The organism is Clostridium sp. AM25-23AC (genome assembly GCF_003435125.1).
In the GTDB taxonomy this organism is placed as follows: Bacteria; Bacillota; Clostridia; order Lachnospirales; family Lachnospiraceae; genus Pilosibacter; species Pilosibacter fragilis.
This window is the reverse complement of sequence record NZ_QWGI01000009.1, coordinates 119,203-134,971: the sequence shown is the minus strand read 5'-3', so window position 1 is coordinate 134,971 and position 15,769 is coordinate 119,203. Positions and strand designations below refer to the sequence as shown.

The window sequence follows — 15,769 nt, the reverse complement described above, 5'->3', positions numbered from 1 at the left end:
ATCGCCGCGAAGCAGGAGATGGATGGTTGGATAATCATTCAGGTACTCGTCGAGAATCGGCTGCAGGAAATCGGTTACACCGGTACAGGAATAAGCCGCTCCATCACGGAGTTGGATTTTTATCAGATCACCAGTGATTCTGTCATAACAGACGAGCGGATGGTAGCCATTACTCTGATAATGGAAGTTAAATGCCCTGCCTTCCTGTTTGCCGTATGCTGCGAGGAGCGTGGAATCCAGATCCAGGATCACGGCCTGAGGCATCTGGATGCTGTAGAGCCTTTTTCTGAGTATCCGGCTGATCTCCTGGAATTGCTTTAAAGTATCTTCATCCATGCGGTTAAAGAATCCTGATACGGTTGGCTGAGATGCTAATGCGGATTTTTCAAGTACAGCTTTAAAAACAGGATCATTGGTCAGTTCATCCGAAGCATCATCTTCGAAGTAACCGGCCATGATCATATATATCATCTGGAGAAGGTTATCCCTGTCCGTATGATATCGAAACACTGCAGAATCATTGGTCTTAAATGAACGGTTTAAAATCCGTTCAATGCCAAGTCTGCTTATGAACTCTTTGATGAGGAGTAAGCCTGCATCGGAGGATAAGTCGCCTCCATCAAAATTTATTTTAATTTGCCTATTGCTTTGAAGTGAAAAGGTGTTTACAATACTCATAAAGGGCTCCTTTGTTGGTATTTATTTTGATTATACACCTTATATTTTACCACAAATGGATGCTCTTTTTTATTCACTTAACAAGTGAAAAGCAATTAAAAGCAATATGCAATTAAAATACAGTAACTATGTGGCTTTCAGCCACGATTACGGCTTTGCCGTGAATAATTCAGGTATATTTATTGGCTGCCGATTCAATCTTGGTGCCATCAATAAAAATGGTCTTTCCCGAAATCTCACCAAGAAGATAGAGCAGATCTGACATTTGGGCAAGCAGAACCTTTGCGCAGGCAGAAAAATGTAGGGAGATAAAACGCGCAATCGTTGCATGATCAGGAGCAGGCATTCCTTCAAGGAGATACATAAAGTTGATATCCCGTTTACATGCTTTTCGGATATCTCGACTTGAGTAGATTCGATTCATTGCTGCATAGATAACGAGTTTCAGCATCTGACGCGGCGTTGCCTGATTTTTTCTGATCCTGCCATAAGTTTTATATAGTTCATAAAGGTCCATTTCCTCCACAAAGGCACTTACCGGACGAACTGGATCATCAGATGGAATAGAAATCTCTAAATCCAGCGGAAGTTTAATTTGATAATACAGCGAAAATGAGGTATAATCCTTCTGTATTATTTTGTTTAGTCGCATAAACTGATTATACCACGAACGCCGGGCTTTTCGAAGCTCGGCGTTTTGTGTTGGATATATAAAATGAGCTGCCGCACGTTAGTGCGACAGCCCCTTTTTTATTTCTGATAAGCAGCCCGCTCGCCGCCGATATATTTGAGCCGTGTTCTCGCACAGACAACATGGGCGGAGCCGATGGATTTGATGGTGGTGCGGACCGGAACGGCGACATGGCGCAGATGCATACCGATCAAGGTGTCACCGATATCGATCCCGGCGTGTGCCTGGATATATTCCACAGCGCATGGATGCTCGAATTCGTTCCATGCGGCGGTGGAGAAGGATCCGCCTGCCTTTAACTGCGGTTTTACATTGACCATCTCCAGGCCATATTTCTCGGCGCACTCTTCCTCGACGATCAGGGCGCGGTTTAAGTGCTCGCAGCACTGGGCGGCGAGGTAGAGACCATGTTTTTTTGTCACGTTGGAGAGAGCGGTGAAGACAGCCTGACCCACTTCACTGCTGGAGTAGCAACCAATCACATGGGCAGCAATCTCGCTGGAGGAGCAGCCAACAACCAGAATCTGGCCCGGTTTCATATTGGCGATCTCGATCAGTTCCTCTGCAACGGCTTTTGTCTGTTCATAAATTAAGTCAAGATCCACATCGATGGATGTGGCGATATCTGTTGCACTCATGATAATTACCTCCTGGTAAAGTTATAAGAAGTTCCTGTTTTACTCAAAATGATACTTGTCTAACAGCTCATGCTTCATATCCCAAAGCGGCTTAGAGAGATCCACATGGACTTCATGCGGGTTTACAAGACGCTTTGTCTCATCCCATAAGGTATTGAGCTCTTCCTTGCAGTATTTCTGGATATCCATGACCTTCGGGGAGTGGTAGACACACTCGCCGTCCTTGAATACCTGCACCGGAAGCTCACGCATCGTATAAGTTCCGGGAGCGAGGAGTGTCTTTTTCCATGTCGCTATCGGGTCAAAGAGCAACAGTGGCTCGTCCTCATTGAACGTCTCGCCGACGAGACAGATGATATCAGCGATGACCTTGTGGCTGTCCTTTCCGTAGATACGGTAGGTGGTCTTGTTGCCCGGGTTTGTGATCTTCTCCTCGTTCTCGGAGAGCTTGATCTTCGGGATGAAGGTTCCAGTCTTCTTGTCCATGATCGCCGCGAGCTTATAAACACCGCCGAAGGACGGGCAGTCCTTGGAGGTGATCAGGTTTGTGCCGACACCCCAGGAGTTGATGGTCGCGCCCTGGTTCTTTAAGCTTGTGATCAGGGTCTCATCAAGGTCGTTGGATGCGGAGATCACAGCGTCCGTGAAACCTTCCGCATCGAGCATTTTTTTCGCCTCTTTGGAGAGATAAGCGAGGTCTCCGCTGTCCATACGGATTCCGTAGAAGGTAAGCGGGATTCCCTCGGCGCGCATCTCCTTGAATACCTGGATCGCATGCGGGATACCCGAATTTAAGGTGTCGTAAGTGTCGACTAACAGGATACATGCAGTCGGATAGAGTCGCGCGTAGGTGCGGAAGGCGGTGAGCTCATCCGGGAAACTCATGATCCAGCTGTGGGCATGGGTTCCTTTTACCGGGACGTCGAACATCTGGCCGCAGAGCACGTTGGAAGTACCGATACAGCCGGCGATCATAGCGGCTCTCGCACCGTAGATTCCGGCATCCGGACCCTGGGCACGTCTTAAACCGAACTCCATGACTCCGTCTCCGCGTGCTGCATGGACGATCCGGGAAGTCTTTGTTGCGATCAGGCTCTGGTGGTTGATGATATTTAAGATCGCGGTCTCAACAAGCTGGGCCTGCATGATCGGGGCGATGACCTTTACGAGCGGTTCTCTCGGGAATACGACGGTTCCTTCCGGGATCGCGTAGATATCACCGGTGAATTTAAAGGTGGAGAGGTACTCCAGAAAATCTTCCCCGAAGAGTCCTGTGGTGCGGAGATAATCGATATCTTCCTTATCAAAGTGTAAATTTTCGATGTATTCGACAACCTGCTCTAAGCCGGCCGTGATGGCAAATCCGTTTCCATCCGGATTTGTGCGGTAGAATGCGTCGAAGATGACAGTCTCATTTGCATCCTTTGCATGAAAGTAACCCTGCATCATGGTCAGCTCGTAGAGATCTGTAAGCAGCGTCAGGTTTCGTTTGCTCATAATGTTTCTCCTTAAATTTCTCCGCGGTAAGTGTCAGCGGAATATTAAACGCAGCAGTCCGGAGCGTATAAAAATGCCGGACGATAACGACAGCTTAAGTGCGGTTCACCCCAAAAGAACCGGGCGGCTGTCAAACGTGTTGTGGTTGATTATATCAGTTCTTGTGCGAAAAGGCAAATTGCGTGTTAAAAAAGTAACGAACACTTCAAAAGAACGTAAAATGTGCCTAAAAAGTTAAGAAAGAAAACAGGAAGACGGCATCAATATGGAAAGATTTCGCAACTCCCGAGGGATTCCCTTGACTTTTAAATACCTTATTACTATAATTATTTTGATACCAAGGTCAAAAGGTCGGAAATCTGATGCAAGCTTGCTTGCAAGAGGATTTTTGACCTTGGGACCCGCCTAAAACATGAATAAGTAGCCATTTTTCGTAGAAAAATGAGCGGATTATGAATGTTTTGAGGATTGTGGAAGCACGTAGTGCGAAACAATCCGGTATCAAAGGGGGCAAAAGACCTTTTGACCCCAACATCATTATTTTGTCTGAGTGTAAAAAATGTAACTATGAACAGATTCGATGGTTACATTCAGACAATCCATAGAAAAAAGCCATGACGGAGACAGTAGGTTCACAAGCAGAAAGCCAAAGCGAGCCGGGGACGATGGAAGCCCGGTGCTTTTTCGTGAAAGGAAGATCACTCCCGAGCTGGAAGCTGAACCCTGAAAGCGGTACTGCTTTTGGAAAGTAAGTGTACCCGGTGATTCCGCCGTTAAAGGGAACTCATATGTCAGTATGCAGCAATAGGTGGTTAAAAGCGTTATTTTCGCCCTGTTCTCATTGAGAACGGGGCTTTTTTATTACTGATTCAGCATACGACACACAAAACACGAAGAGCATAACAACGAGAAAGTTATGCGCAAAACATTGATTGGAGGAAATGTGTCATGTACGAGAAAGTATCAACAGACCTGAACTTTGTGGACAGGGAAAAACAGGTTGAGAAATTCTGGAAAGACGAAAAGATCTTTGAAAAGAGTATCGACAGCCGCAGAAAAGGAACCCCATACGTATTTTATGACGGACCGCCTACCGCAAACGGCAAGCCGCATATCGGACACGTACTTACCCGTGTCATCAAGGATATGATCCCGAGATACCGCACCATGAAGGGCTATATGGTTCCGCGTAAGGCCGGATGGGATACCCACGGACTTCCGGTAGAGCTTGAGGTCGAGAAGCTTCTTGGTCTCGACGGAAAAGAGCAGATCGAGCAGTACGGTGTTGAGCCGTTCATCGAGAAATGTAAAGAGAGCGTCTGGAAATACAAAGGAATGTGGGAGGATTTCTCCAGCACCGTTGGTTTCTGGGCTGATATGGATAATCCGTATGTTACCTACCATGATGACTATATCGAATCCGAATGGTGGGCATTAAAACAGATCTGGGATAAGGGACTTTTATATAAGGGCTTTAAGATCGTTCCGTACTGCCCGCGCTGCGGAACACCGCTTTCCAGCCATGAGGTTGCCCAGGGATATAAGGATGTAAAAGAGAAATCTGCCATCGCCCGCTTCAAAGTAAAAGGCGAGGACGCATACTTCCTTGCATGGACAACGACTCCGTGGACTCTTCCGAGCAACGTGGCACTCTGCGTAAACCCGAAAGAGACATACGCAAAAGTAAAGGCCGCAGACGGCTATACCTACTACATGGCGGAAGCTCTTCTTGACACTGTTCTCGGGAAGCTTGCTGACAAGGAGAACGGAACTCCTGCTTACGAGATCCTCGAGACTTACACAGGTAAGGACCTTGAGTACAAGGAGTACGAGCCGTTATTCGACTGCGCAGTTGAGATCTGTGAGAAACAGCACAAGAAAGCATACTTCGTGACATGCGCAGATTATGTTACCCTGACAGACGGTACCGGCGTGGTACACATTGCACCGGCTTTTGGTGAGGACGATGCCCAGGTAGGCCGTCGTTATGATCTCCCGTTTGTACAGCTTGTAGATGCAAAGGGCGACATGACAAAGGAAACTCCGTATGCAGGCGTATTCGTGAAGAAAGCGGATCCGATGGTCTTAAAAGACTTAAAGGAAAAAGGTCTGTTATTCGAGGCACCGGCATTCGAGCACAGCTACCCGTTCTGCTGGCGCTGTGACACACCGTTGATCTACTATGCGAGAGAGTCCTGGTTCATCAAGATGACAGCGGTGAAGGATGACCTGATCCGCAACAACAATAAGATCAACTGGATTCCGGAATCCATCGGTAAAGGACGCTTCGGCGACTGGCTGGAGAACGTTCAGGACTGGGGAATCTCCAGAAACCGTTACTGGGGCACACCTCTTCCGGTATGGCAGTGTGAGTGCGGAAAGATGCACTGCATCGGCAGCCGTGAAGAATTAAAGAAGATGAGCCCGAACTATCAGGATGTTGTAAAGAAATACAGCAAGGAGATGGACGGAGACAAGGGGGAGGTTGAGCTTCACCGTCCGTTTATCGATGATGTAGTGATCACCTGCCCGGACTGCGGAAAAGAAATGCACCGTGTACCGGAGGTTATTGACTGCTGGTTCGACTCCGGCGCAATGCCGTTCGCACAGCATCACTATCCGTTTGAGAACCAGGAGCTTTTCCACAAACAGTTCCCGGCACAGTTTATCTCTGAGGCCGTTGACCAGACAAGAGGATGGTTCTACTCCCTGCTCGCTGAGTCCACGCTGCTCTTTAATGAGCCGCCGTACCAGAACGTTATCGTTCTCGGTCACGTTCAGGATGAGAACGGACAGAAGATGAGTAAGTCCAAAGGAAACGCTGTCGATCCGTTCGACGCCCTGAAGACATATGGTGCCGACGCGATCCGCTGGTACTTCTACATCAACAGCGCACCGTGGCTGCCGAACCGCTTCCATGGAAAGGCCGTTATGGAAGGACAGAGAAAGTTCATGGGTACTCTCTGGAACACCTATGCATTCTTCGTTCTCTATGCGAATATTGATAACTTTGACGCGACCAAGTACACACTGGAGTACGATAAGCTTCCGGTTATGGATAAATGGCTGTTATCCAAGTTGAATTCTACGGTAAAGGCAGTGGATGATGACCTTGCGAACTACCGCATCCCGGAGGCAGCAAGAGCACTCCAGGAGTTTGTGGATGACATGAGTAACTGGTATGTCAGAAGAAGCCGTGAGCGTTTCTGGGCAAAGGGCATGGAGCAGGATAAGATCAACGCTTATATGACTCTTTACACAGCACTCGTGACGATCAGTAAGGCAGCAGCTCCGATGATCCCGTTCATGACGGAGGAGATCTACCAGAACCTTGTAAGATCCATTGACAAGACAGCTCCGGAGAGCATCCACCTCTGCGACTTCCCGACCGTTGATGAGGCACATATCGATGCCGAGCTGGAAGCAAAGATGGATGAAGTCTTAAAGATCGTTGTGATGGGACGTGCGGCAAGAAATACCGCAAACATCAAGAACCGTCAGCCGATCGCAAAGATGTTCGTAAAGGCACCGGAGAAGCTTCCGGAGTTCTACCAGGAGATCATCGAGGACGAGTTAAACGTGAAGTCCGTAGAGTTCACGGACGATGTGAGAAGCTTTACCTCCTACACCTTCAAGCCGCAGCTTAAGACGGTAGGACCGAAGTACGGAAAACAGCTCGGAAATATCAAGAAAGCCCTGACGGAGCTTGACGGAAATGCTGCGATGGATACCTTAAACGAGAAGGGCGCTCTGACCTTCAACTTTGACGGAAATGAAGTTGTTCTCACAAAGGATGACCTTCTGATCGACATGGCACAGACAGAAGGCTATGTATCCGAGGCAGACAACACCGTGACCGTTGTTCTCGATACAACACTGACACCGGAGCTTCTCGAGGAAGGCTTCTACCGTGAGATCGTCAGCAAGATCCAGACCATGCGTAAAGAGGCTGGATTCGAGGTTATGGACCACATCTACGTTTACGCGGACAAGAATGAGAAGATCGCAGATCTGATCAAGAAGTACGCGGACGAGTTAAAGAGCGAGGTCATGGCTGACAACATTATGCTTGGTGAGATGGCTGGCTACACGAAGGAATGGAACATCAACGGCGAGGATGTTGTATTCGGCGTAGTGAAAGTGACAAAATAGACGGATGACAACAGGAAAAAGTTCCGCAGCGCGGGGATTTCATGAACAATATTTATGGACAGACCCGCAATGCGGAACCTTCCTGTAAATAAGGGGTTCACATTGACCGGATCACAGACGCGGCCTGAAGAGGCATGGCGCGGGATCCGGCCATTAAGAGAGTATAAAGGAGGACTTTAGGGGTGAGTCAGACAATTAACAAGGATGAACTGAAGAAGACCATTGTGTTTAACGTAAAGAGCATCTACCGCAAAACGATCGACGAGGCGACTCCGGCTATGGTTTACCAGGCTGTCGCACTTGCAGTTAAGGACATGATCATCGACCGCTGGATCGCGACTCATAAAGAGTACGACAAGCAGGATGCGAAGATCGTTTACTACATGTCCATGGAGTTTTTAACCGGTCGTTTCCTCGGCAACAATATCATCAGCCTCTGTGAGCAGAAGGAAATCGAGGAGGCACTTTCTGAACTGGGCTTTGACCTGAATTCCATTGAGGATCAGGAACGGGATCCGGCACTCGGAAACGGCGGTCTTGGACGTCTTGCGGCATGCTTTTTGGATTCTCTTGCATCTTTAGGCTATCCGGCATATGGCTGCGGCATCCGTTATCGTTATGGAATGTTCAAACAGCAGATCCGTGACGGATATCAGATCGAGGTCCCGGATGAGTGGTTGAAGGACGGCTATCCGTTTGAGATCCGCCGCGCAGAGTATGCGACGGAGGTCAAATTCGGCGGTTATGTGGAGACAGAATGGGACGGAAAGAGAAACCATTTCGTACAGAAGGGCTACCAGTCCGTTATGGCGGTTCCGTATGATATTCCGATCATGGGATACGGCAACAATGTTGTAAACTCTTTAAGAATCTGGGATGCACAGCCGGTGAATACCTTCAACTTAAGCGAGTTCGACAAGGGCGATTACCAGAAAGCTGTTGAGCAGGAGAATCTGGCGAAGACCATCGTTGAGGTCCTTTACCCGAATGATAACCATTATTCCGGAAAAGAGCTTCGCTTAAAACAGCAGTATTTCTTTATTTCTGCCAGTGTTCAGCGTGCCATCAAAAAGTACAAGGAAAAGCATGACGATATCCATAAATTCTATGAGAAGGCATCCTTCCAGTTAAACGATACACATCCGACCGTTGCGGTTGCTGAGTTAATGCGTATCTTACTTGACGAGGAGAACTTAGAGTGGGATGAGGCCTGGGAGATCACGACAAAGACCTGTGCCTACACAAACCACACCATCATGGCTGAAGCTCTTGAAAAATGGCCGATCGAGCTGTTCTCCCGTCTGCTTCCGCGTGTTTACCAGATCGTTGAGGAGATCAACCGCCGTTTTGTAGCCCAGATCCAGCAGAGATATCCGGGTGACAACGAGAAGATCCGCAGAATGGCGATCATTTACGACGGACAGGTCCGCATGGCTTACCTTGCAATCGTCGGCAGCTTCTCTGTAAACGGTGTTGCGAAGCTTCACACAGAGATCCTTGAGAAACAGGAGCTTCGTGACTTCTATGAGATGATGCCGGAGAAGTTTAATAATAAAACAAATGGTATTACCCAGAGACGTTTCCTGCTTCACGGCAACCCGCTGCTTGCAGATTGGGTGACCGATAAGATCGGAAATGAGTGGATCACAGATCTCTCCAATATTAAAAAGCTTTCTGTTTATGTGGATGATGAGAAGTGCCAGCAGGAATTCATGAATATTAAGTACCAGAACAAGATCCGTCTTGCAAAGTACATCAAGGAGCACAACGGCATCGATGTCGATCCGCGATCCATCTTCGATGTTCAGGTAAAACGTCTTCATGAATACAAGAGACAGCTCATGAACATCCTTCATGTGATGTATCTCTATAACCAGTTAAAAGATAACCCGAATATGGACATCGTTCCGAGAACCTTCATCTTCGGTGCGAAAGCAGCAGCCGGATATAAGCGTGCAAAACTGACCATCAAGCTCATCAACAATGTGGCTGATGTGATCAACAACGATAAGTCCATCGGCGGCAAATTAAAGGTCGTATTCATTGAAGATTACCGTGTATCCAACGCAGAGCTGATCTTCTCCGCTGCGGATGTCAGCGAGCAGATCTCCACAGCAAGCAAGGAAGCATCCGGGACCGGAAACATGAAGTTCATGTTGAACGGCGCTCTGACGATCGGAACCATGGACGGAGCAAATGTGGAAATGGCAGAGGAAGTCGGCAAGGAGAATATGTTCATCTTCGGTGCGTCCGCAGATGAGATCATCAACCTTGAAAACAACGGCGGCTACAACCCGATGGATATCTTCAACAATGATCAGGATATCCGCCGTGTGCTGATGCAGCTCATCAACGGCTACTATTCTCCGCAGGATCCGGAGCTGTTCCGCGATATCTACAACTCCCTACTCAACACCCAGAGCAGCGACCGCGCAGATACCTACTTTATCTTAAAGGACTTCCGTTCCTATGCGGAAGCACATAAGAAGATCGACCAGGCATACCGCGATGAGAAGTGGTGGGCAAGAACTGCGATGCTCAATACCGCATCCGCAGGAAAGTTCTCCTCTGACCGTACGATCGAAGAGTATGTAAGGGATATCTGGCATCTTGAGAAGATCAAGGTAGAGCTGAAATAATGTAACTGTGAAGGTACTTGACAGTTACGGATAACATAAAAAACAGACCCGTCTCATACAATAGTGATATCAGAAAAATTCGGAAGGGAGTTTTTCGGGCAATCTGCCCGGAAGACTTCAGGATCTGAAATCCGGTATCACAGGTGTATGAGGCGGGTATTTTTTATGAAGCGTTTTTTTATGGTCTTATGGATGACGGTCATGATCCCCTATGTGACAACGCTGGCGTGGACAGGCCGGATCCGGACGGATTCGGGGGCGGAGGTCCCGGCGGAAGAGTTTCTTACCGGAGTCGTTGCGGCGGAGATTCCGGCAGAGTACGGGATCGAGACATTAAAAGCACAGGCGGTGCTTGCGAGGACATATATCTACCGGCTTGTGGATCCGGGGCTGGAACGTATCCGGGAAGAGGAACTGGACATAGATTGTCTCAGCATGAGGGAGATGGAGAAAAAATGGGGGAAAGAACATTTTAAAGAGTATTACGGGAAGATCCGTACCGCGGTGCAGGAGACAGAAGGACTCGTTGCGGAGTACGACGGGGAGCTGATCGAGCCGTTCTACTGTGAAGCGTCGGCAGGAAAAACGAGGGAACTTGCCGCATATCCATATATCTGTTCGGTGGAGAGTCCGGGAGATCTGGAGGCAGGAGAATTTTTATGCGTCCGGACCTTTACGGAAGCGGAGTTTGCGGATAAGATCGGAAGAATCGGCGGTCCGCGCCCGGGAGCGGACGGCATTGCGGAAAAAATCCAGATCATCGAGCGGGATGATGCCGGGTATGTGAAGCGGGTTCAGATCGGGGATATGGATTACAGCGGGGATGAGGTCCGGTATTCTTTGGGGCTTTTATCGTCCTGCTTTCATTTTTCGTCTGCGGACGGGAAGATCCGGGTGTCATCGAAGGGGATCGGCAGCGGATACGGATTCTCCCAGGCTGGGGCGGATGCGATGGAGAGAGAGCAGGGGAGTGAGTTCCGGGAACTGTTGAAATATTATTTTCAGGGGATTGAGATCGTGAAAATTGCGGAGTAAAAGAAGATAAAAGGTGGATACTTCCAGAAAAAAGTATGATTTCGTGTATAACTTCACCGCCGCGGGTAAGAATATTACCGAGGTGATAAACGTGAAAGAAAGAGGAAATCAGATTTTCAAGGACAAATTTGTCCTTGTCATGCTCGTACTTGGCCTGTTGACTATTGTTGCGGCAGCAGGCGCTGTAAGAATCCAGAAGGGGAGAGAAAATATCGGAGAGAGCCCCTATCTGGAGATCGAAGACCCGGACCATGTGATCGCGGGGGATTCCAACGCAGGAGCGGAGTCCGGCGGCGATACACTGGCGGGGGAACTGGCGGCATCCGGAGATGAAGCCGGGAATGGGGAACTTGCTGGGGACGGCACGGCTGTCGGTCTGGCAGACAATAAGAATGGTGCCGGAACTGGCGCTGATCCCGGCAATTTTGCCGGAGAAATTTCGATGGATACTGGTCTTGCTGATGCATCAGATAGCGCCCTGACAGGCGATCATTCCATGGCGGAAGCCGGTGCCGCTGTCAGCGAATCCTTGGTCCTCGATTTCGCAGACACAGATAAGCTCTCCTGGCCTGTGACCGGAAATATCGTTCTTGGCTACTGCATGGACACCACGACCTACTTCCCGACCCTGGACCAGTACAAAGTCAATCCCGCCAATGTGATCCAGAGCGAGGTCAGCACCCCGGTATCGGCTCCGGCGGACGCCAGAGTGGTCTCTGTTGGGACAAACGAGGAGATCGGTAATTATGTTGATCTCGATTTGGGAAACGGCTATACTGCCGTCTGCGGCCAGTTGAAAGAGATCCCTGTGGTAGAAAATGAATATGTCCGACAGGGGGATCTTCTGGGCTATGTCGCCGAGCCGACAAAATACTACGCGGTGGAAGGCACGAATGTGTTCTTCGAGTTTCTGAAGGACGGCGTGCCGGTGGATGCGCTGGATTTTCTGGAGTGAGAGATCACGATTACACGTAATTTGCAAAGTTAAGCCAAAAAGCCTTCAGGGAAGCTCTCTGGAGGCTTTTTATATAACAGGAAATTCCCTGTTGCATAAAAGGCACTAACGTGCCAAAGATGCATATTCTAATATCAGAACAAATAAAGGAGACATCCGCATATGAATTGCAGAAATTCCGATCTGCCGGATACCGCTATGGGTCCGTCCTGCGGCTGCGGCAGAAGTCTGTCTGATATTTCCGGCCCGGGACCTGTTGTGCGTCCGATGGCCAACTTTTGTTTTGACGACAATGATCCAAGATTTCCGATAGGAATGGGATATGTTCCGATGCAGATGTGGGGGACCATATATCCGTTAGCCAGAGGTTTTGTCCGGGGAACGATCTTCCCGTCCCTGGATCTTCCATTTGCCGTGGGGAGGTGCAGAAGATGAGGGAACTATATCGATGCAGCATGATGCCGGGAATGCCGGCAGAACCTGTGAGTGACTCCCGCCTGTCAGCGCAGGATGTGATGCCTGCGTGCAGTACGTGTCAGAGCGCCGGGGGCATGACCGTTCAGGATAAAGAGCTGTTGATGCGTCAGATCATGGAAGCCGGTTTTGCGATGGACGACGTTGCCCTGTTCTTAGACACTCATCCGGAAAATCAGGATGCGCTTCGCTATTACAAAGCGGTCCGTGATATGCGTGACCAGTCCATGGCTGCCTATGAGAGGCGGTTTGGGCCGCTGAGATACACCGATGTCACGTCCATGTCCTGGAACTGGGTAACTGAAAAATGGCCATGGGAAGGAGGATGCTAAGATGTGGGTCTACGAAAAAAGATTGCAGTTTCCGGTAAATATAAAGGAACCGAATGCGAAGATGGCGCAGTTTATTATGAGTCAGTATGGTGGACCCGACGGCGAGATGGGTGCATCCATGCGTTATCTCTCCCAGCGCTACTCAATGCCGTATGGGGAGCAGAAAGCGGTTCTGACGGATATCGGAACGGAGGAGCTCGCCCATCTGGAGATCGTTGCGGCGATCGTTCACCAGCTCACGAGAAACTTAACAGCGGAGGAGCTGGAAGCGCAGGGATTCGGCCCGTACTATATCGACCATACCACGGGGATCTGGCCTCAGGCGGCTGGCGGTGTGCCCTTTAACGCCTGCGAGTTCCAGTCGAAGGGCGATCCTGTGACGGATCTCTTCGAGGATCTTGCTGCGGAACAGAAAGCCCGGAGCACCTACGACAACATTCTTCGTGTCGTGACAGATCCCGATGTCTGCGAACCGATCCGTTTCTTAAGGAAGCGTGAGATCGTCCACTTCCAGCGTTTCGGAGAAGCTCTTCGCGGTCTTCAGGAGAAGCTGGACTCCAGAAACTTCTACGCCTTCAACCCGAGCTTCGATCCGCAGCCGGCTGCGGTGGGAAATTCACGGTAGAAGAATAGAAAAAGAGATCCCGTTCCTTTTCCATAAAATTTATGGGAGGAAGGGATCTCTTTTCTCGTCAAACATCAGACCGGACTACATCTTGCACTGGAAGGAATCACAGTCGGTACATTCCTTTTTTGTAGGATTGAGTTCATGCGTTCCTACATGGATACGGTCTAAGGTGCAGTAATCCACATTTTCCGCATGATGCACGCAGTTATGGATCGAGCACTGGATGCTGTCGTTCTTTTCCTGATTCATCATTTCTCACCACCTTTTTCTGGGATGGTATCAGTATAACCGGACGGCAGAAAATGATGCTGGAAGAAAATGACAGGAACTTATGCGACGGTCTGAAAAAAGCCATTTCACCCGGAATCCAATAACTTAAGCATTTCCTGTTTTCTTATAGGAACCGGAAAAATATTTCATGATATCACGTCTCGTGATAATTCCGATAAAGGATTTATTGTCATCGAGTACCGGGACGAAGTTCTGCTGCATCGCCTTATCCAGCAGATCTTCCATCTTTGCTCCGGCGTTTACCGGGCTGTTGTCCTGACGGCGCTTTACCTCCATGACGGAGATCAGCTCCATATCCTTTAAACTCTGGTTCAGATGGCTCTTCATGTACCAGAGCAGATCACCTTCTGTCAGCGTTCCCGCATACCGTCCCTGCTTTGTGAGAATCGGCAGGGCGGAATAGCCGTGCGCCTCCATCAGGTCGATCGCTTCTCTGAGGTTCGCGTCGGAATAAATAAATGCCACATCATTCTTTGGTGTTAGAAAAAACAGAATATTCATGTGTCTCTCCTTTAATATCCAAGATCTTCATTGATAAATACCATTTCAACTTCCATTCCGGTACAGGGGCGTTCTAAGATCAGGATCGCGTTACAGATCCGCTCCGGACTGTTGCAGTCATAGCACTTTTTGTCATCGGACACGACGCATGGAGTCTTCTTATTAAAACGCGCCGCGTTCTTTGGACAGGCGATATTTCTCGCGCGGTCCATTGCGGAGGACAGATCCGGCGCGATCTTATTTTTTCCGATCACATAGTATACTCGTTTCGGTCCAAATAAGCTCTCGGAAAGACGGTTTCCGCTTCCGTCAATGTTGATGATCTGACCGGTCTCTGCAGCGGCATTTGCGCTCAGTATGTATACGGTAGATTCTTTTTTTGCCCGGATCCTTGCATCCGGTCCCTGTTCCCAGTGCCAGATCACTTCGTTGTTTTTTTTGAGGATCTCAAAGAGATCCATCTCTTTTGCGGTCATACAGCCACCGAAGCCAACGGTCTCACCTTTGATCTGCTCAGCAAGATAAGCTGCAGCTTCCTCCTTTGTCTCAAAATATGATGTATGGAAACGATGGTTTTCGAAGTTCTTTTTTAATACAGGGTAATCCATAAGTTCTCGATGTTCCTCCTTCTGGTACAGACGGCAGCAGCCGCCGGGTCAGTGACGCAAAAACCGGTCCCAAAGCAGCAGCGGATCAGCTTTTTCTTGCGTAAATAGAGTCATGATACTTTACCATGACTCATTCATAGATATTATAGCATAAATTGTAACAAAAAGAGGGAAGAAAACATGAATTATTTGTGAAAAAAATTGAAATAAGTCATAGCGTATGGAAATAGGTTTCGGTCTGGAGTTCTTTGGATGGGTGATTTTGATATCATATTGACATTTAAAAAAAAATAGAATATGATGTAGGCAGCTAAGAAATGTGGTGAACTTTTCTCATGCGACGCAAAAACCCCAGAGGCTGCCACCTCTGGGGTTTTCTTGTTCGTTACGGTGAACCACTCCGCATAGGCTGTTGCTGCCTATTTATCTCTGTCCAGCCATTTGCATATGTAGCAGCTAACTACACCTGCTATAACAGAGACAAGAAATGTGGTGAACAATTCTGTCATGGACGCACACCTCCTTTCTGCTGGAGGTTCGGCAGCGTTTACAGCATATCACATTTTATATTGATATTCTACAATTTTCTATTAATGAAAACTATGATAGATATAAAAAAAGAAGCTGTATGGAAGTTCCATACAGCTTCA

14 protein-coding genes are annotated in these 15,769 nt (G+C 48.6%); 7 read left to right on the top strand and 7 right to left on the bottom strand.

Going from position 1 to position 15,769, the window contains the following annotated elements; all coding sequences use genetic code 11:
- From DW677_RS07625 to DW677_RS07610, 4 genes are all read right to left on the bottom strand, one after another.
- A partial coding sequence (locus DW677_RS07625) for a transposase (RefSeq protein WP_181968322.1) occupies positions 1-678 on the bottom strand: 678 nt, incomplete at its 3' end.
- 169 nt (positions 679-847) lie between these two features.
- A complete protein-coding gene (locus tag DW677_RS07620) occupies positions 848-1,330 on the bottom strand; it encodes a transposase (protein ID WP_347473079.1) in 483 nt (160 codons plus the stop codon).
- 98 nt (positions 1,331-1,428) lie between these two features.
- Positions 1,429-2,007, bottom strand: coding sequence for a TIGR01440 family protein (locus tag DW677_RS07615; RefSeq protein WP_117504154.1), 579 nt, complete (start codon positions 2,005-2,007; stop codon positions 1,429-1,431).
- A 39-nt stretch (positions 2,008-2,046) separates the two neighbouring features.
- Entirely contained in the window at positions 2,047-3,504 is a 1,458-nt protein-coding gene (locus DW677_RS07610) for a nicotinate phosphoribosyltransferase (protein ID WP_117566797.1), read from the bottom strand.
- 948 nt (positions 3,505-4,452) lie between these two features.
- On the opposite strand from DW677_RS07610, the gene ileS reads away from it, so the two are divergent.
- From ileS to DW677_RS07575, 7 genes are all read left to right on the top strand, one after another.
- Positions 4,453-7,656: an isoleucine--tRNA ligase gene (gene ileS, locus DW677_RS07605; RefSeq protein WP_117470347.1), complete on the top strand. Its 3,204-nt coding sequence runs from the start codon at positions 4,453-4,455 to the stop codon at positions 7,654-7,656.
- A gap of 182 nt (positions 7,657-7,838) precedes the next feature.
- On the top strand, positions 7,839-10,295 hold the full coding sequence (locus DW677_RS07600) for a glycogen/starch/alpha-glucan phosphorylase (protein WP_117566796.1): 2,457 nt from the start codon (positions 7,839-7,841) through the stop codon (positions 10,293-10,295).
- Between the two features lie 165 nt (positions 10,296-10,460).
- Complete coding sequence (locus DW677_RS07595) at positions 10,461-11,330, top strand: SpoIID/LytB domain-containing protein (RefSeq protein WP_165860034.1); 870 nt, start codon at positions 10,461-10,463, stop codon at positions 11,328-11,330.
- 91 nt (positions 11,331-11,421) lie between these two features.
- Positions 11,422-12,285 carry a M23 family metallopeptidase gene (locus tag DW677_RS07590; protein WP_242990629.1) on the top strand — a complete coding sequence of 288 codons (864 nt, stop codon included), beginning with the start codon at positions 11,422-11,424 and terminating at the stop codon, positions 12,283-12,285.
- A gap of 162 nt (positions 12,286-12,447) precedes the next feature.
- Positions 12,448-12,720 carry a spore coat associated protein CotJA gene (locus DW677_RS07585; RefSeq protein ID WP_117566794.1) on the top strand — a complete coding sequence of 91 codons (273 nt, stop codon included), beginning with the start codon at positions 12,448-12,450 and terminating at the stop codon, positions 12,718-12,720.
- Positions 12,717-13,091 carry a spore coat protein CotJB gene (locus DW677_RS07580; protein WP_242992124.1) on the top strand — a complete coding sequence of 125 codons (375 nt, stop codon included), beginning with the start codon at positions 12,717-12,719 and terminating at the stop codon, positions 13,089-13,091. The genes DW677_RS07585 and DW677_RS07580 overlap by 4 nt, the downstream gene beginning before the upstream one ends.
- 1 nt (position 13,092) lies before the next feature.
- Positions 13,093-13,716: a manganese catalase family protein gene (locus DW677_RS07575; protein WP_117484349.1), complete on the top strand. Its 624-nt coding sequence runs from the start codon at positions 13,093-13,095 to the stop codon at positions 13,714-13,716.
- Between the two features lie 84 nt (positions 13,717-13,800).
- Here the strand turns inward: DW677_RS07575 and DW677_RS07570 are convergent, their stop codons facing one another.
- From DW677_RS07570 to DW677_RS07560, 3 genes are all read right to left on the bottom strand, one after another.
- On the bottom strand, positions 13,801-13,971 hold the full coding sequence (locus DW677_RS07570; RefSeq protein ID WP_021903995.1) for a DUF1540 domain-containing protein: 171 nt from the start codon (positions 13,969-13,971) through the stop codon (positions 13,801-13,803).
- Positions 13,972-14,094: 123 nt separating this feature from the next.
- Complete coding sequence (locus DW677_RS07565; protein WP_015553710.1) at positions 14,095-14,511, bottom strand: CBS domain-containing protein; 417 nt, start codon at positions 14,509-14,511, stop codon at positions 14,095-14,097.
- Positions 14,512-14,522: 11 nt separating this feature from the next.
- Positions 14,523-15,119 (bottom strand): lactate utilization protein, encoded by a 597-nt coding sequence (locus tag DW677_RS07560; RefSeq protein ID WP_117470352.1) that lies wholly within the window; start codon positions 15,117-15,119, stop codon positions 14,523-14,525.
- Positions 15,120-15,769 lie beyond the last annotated feature (650 nt).

Coding starts and splice junctions, on each gene's coding strand:
- DW677_RS07615 (WP_117504154.1), bottom strand. CDS start 2,007: ATGAGTGCAACAGATATCGCCACATCCATCGATGTGGATCTTGACTTA.
- DW677_RS07610 (WP_117566797.1), bottom strand. CDS start 3,504: ATGAGCAAACGAAACCTGACGCTGCTTACAGATCTCTACGAGCTGACC.
- ileS (WP_117470347.1), top strand. CDS start 4,453: ATGTACGAGAAAGTATCAACAGACCTGAACTTTGTGGACAGGGAAAAA.
- DW677_RS07575 (WP_117484349.1), top strand. CDS start 13,093: ATGTGGGTCTACGAAAAAAGATTGCAGTTTCCGGTAAATATAAAGGAA.
- DW677_RS07585 (WP_117566794.1), top strand. CDS start 12,448: ATGAATTGCAGAAATTCCGATCTGCCGGATACCGCTATGGGTCCGTCC.
- DW677_RS07595 (WP_165860034.1), top strand. CDS start 10,461: ATGAAGCGTTTTTTTATGGTCTTATGGATGACGGTCATGATCCCCTAT.
- DW677_RS07570 (WP_021903995.1), bottom strand. CDS start 13,971: ATGATGAATCAGGAAAAGAACGACAGCATCCAGTGCTCGATCCATAAC.
- DW677_RS07560 (WP_117470352.1), bottom strand. CDS start 15,119: ATGGATTACCCTGTATTAAAAAAGAACTTCGAAAACCATCGTTTCCAT.
- DW677_RS07620 (WP_347473079.1), bottom strand. CDS start 1,330: ATGCGACTAAACAAAATAATACAGAAGGATTATACCTCATTTTCGCTG.
- DW677_RS07565 (WP_015553710.1), bottom strand. CDS start 14,511: ATGAATATTCTGTTTTTTCTAACACCAAAGAATGATGTGGCATTTATT.
- DW677_RS07580 (WP_242992124.1), top strand. CDS start 12,717: ATGAGGGAACTATATCGATGCAGCATGATGCCGGGAATGCCGGCAGAA.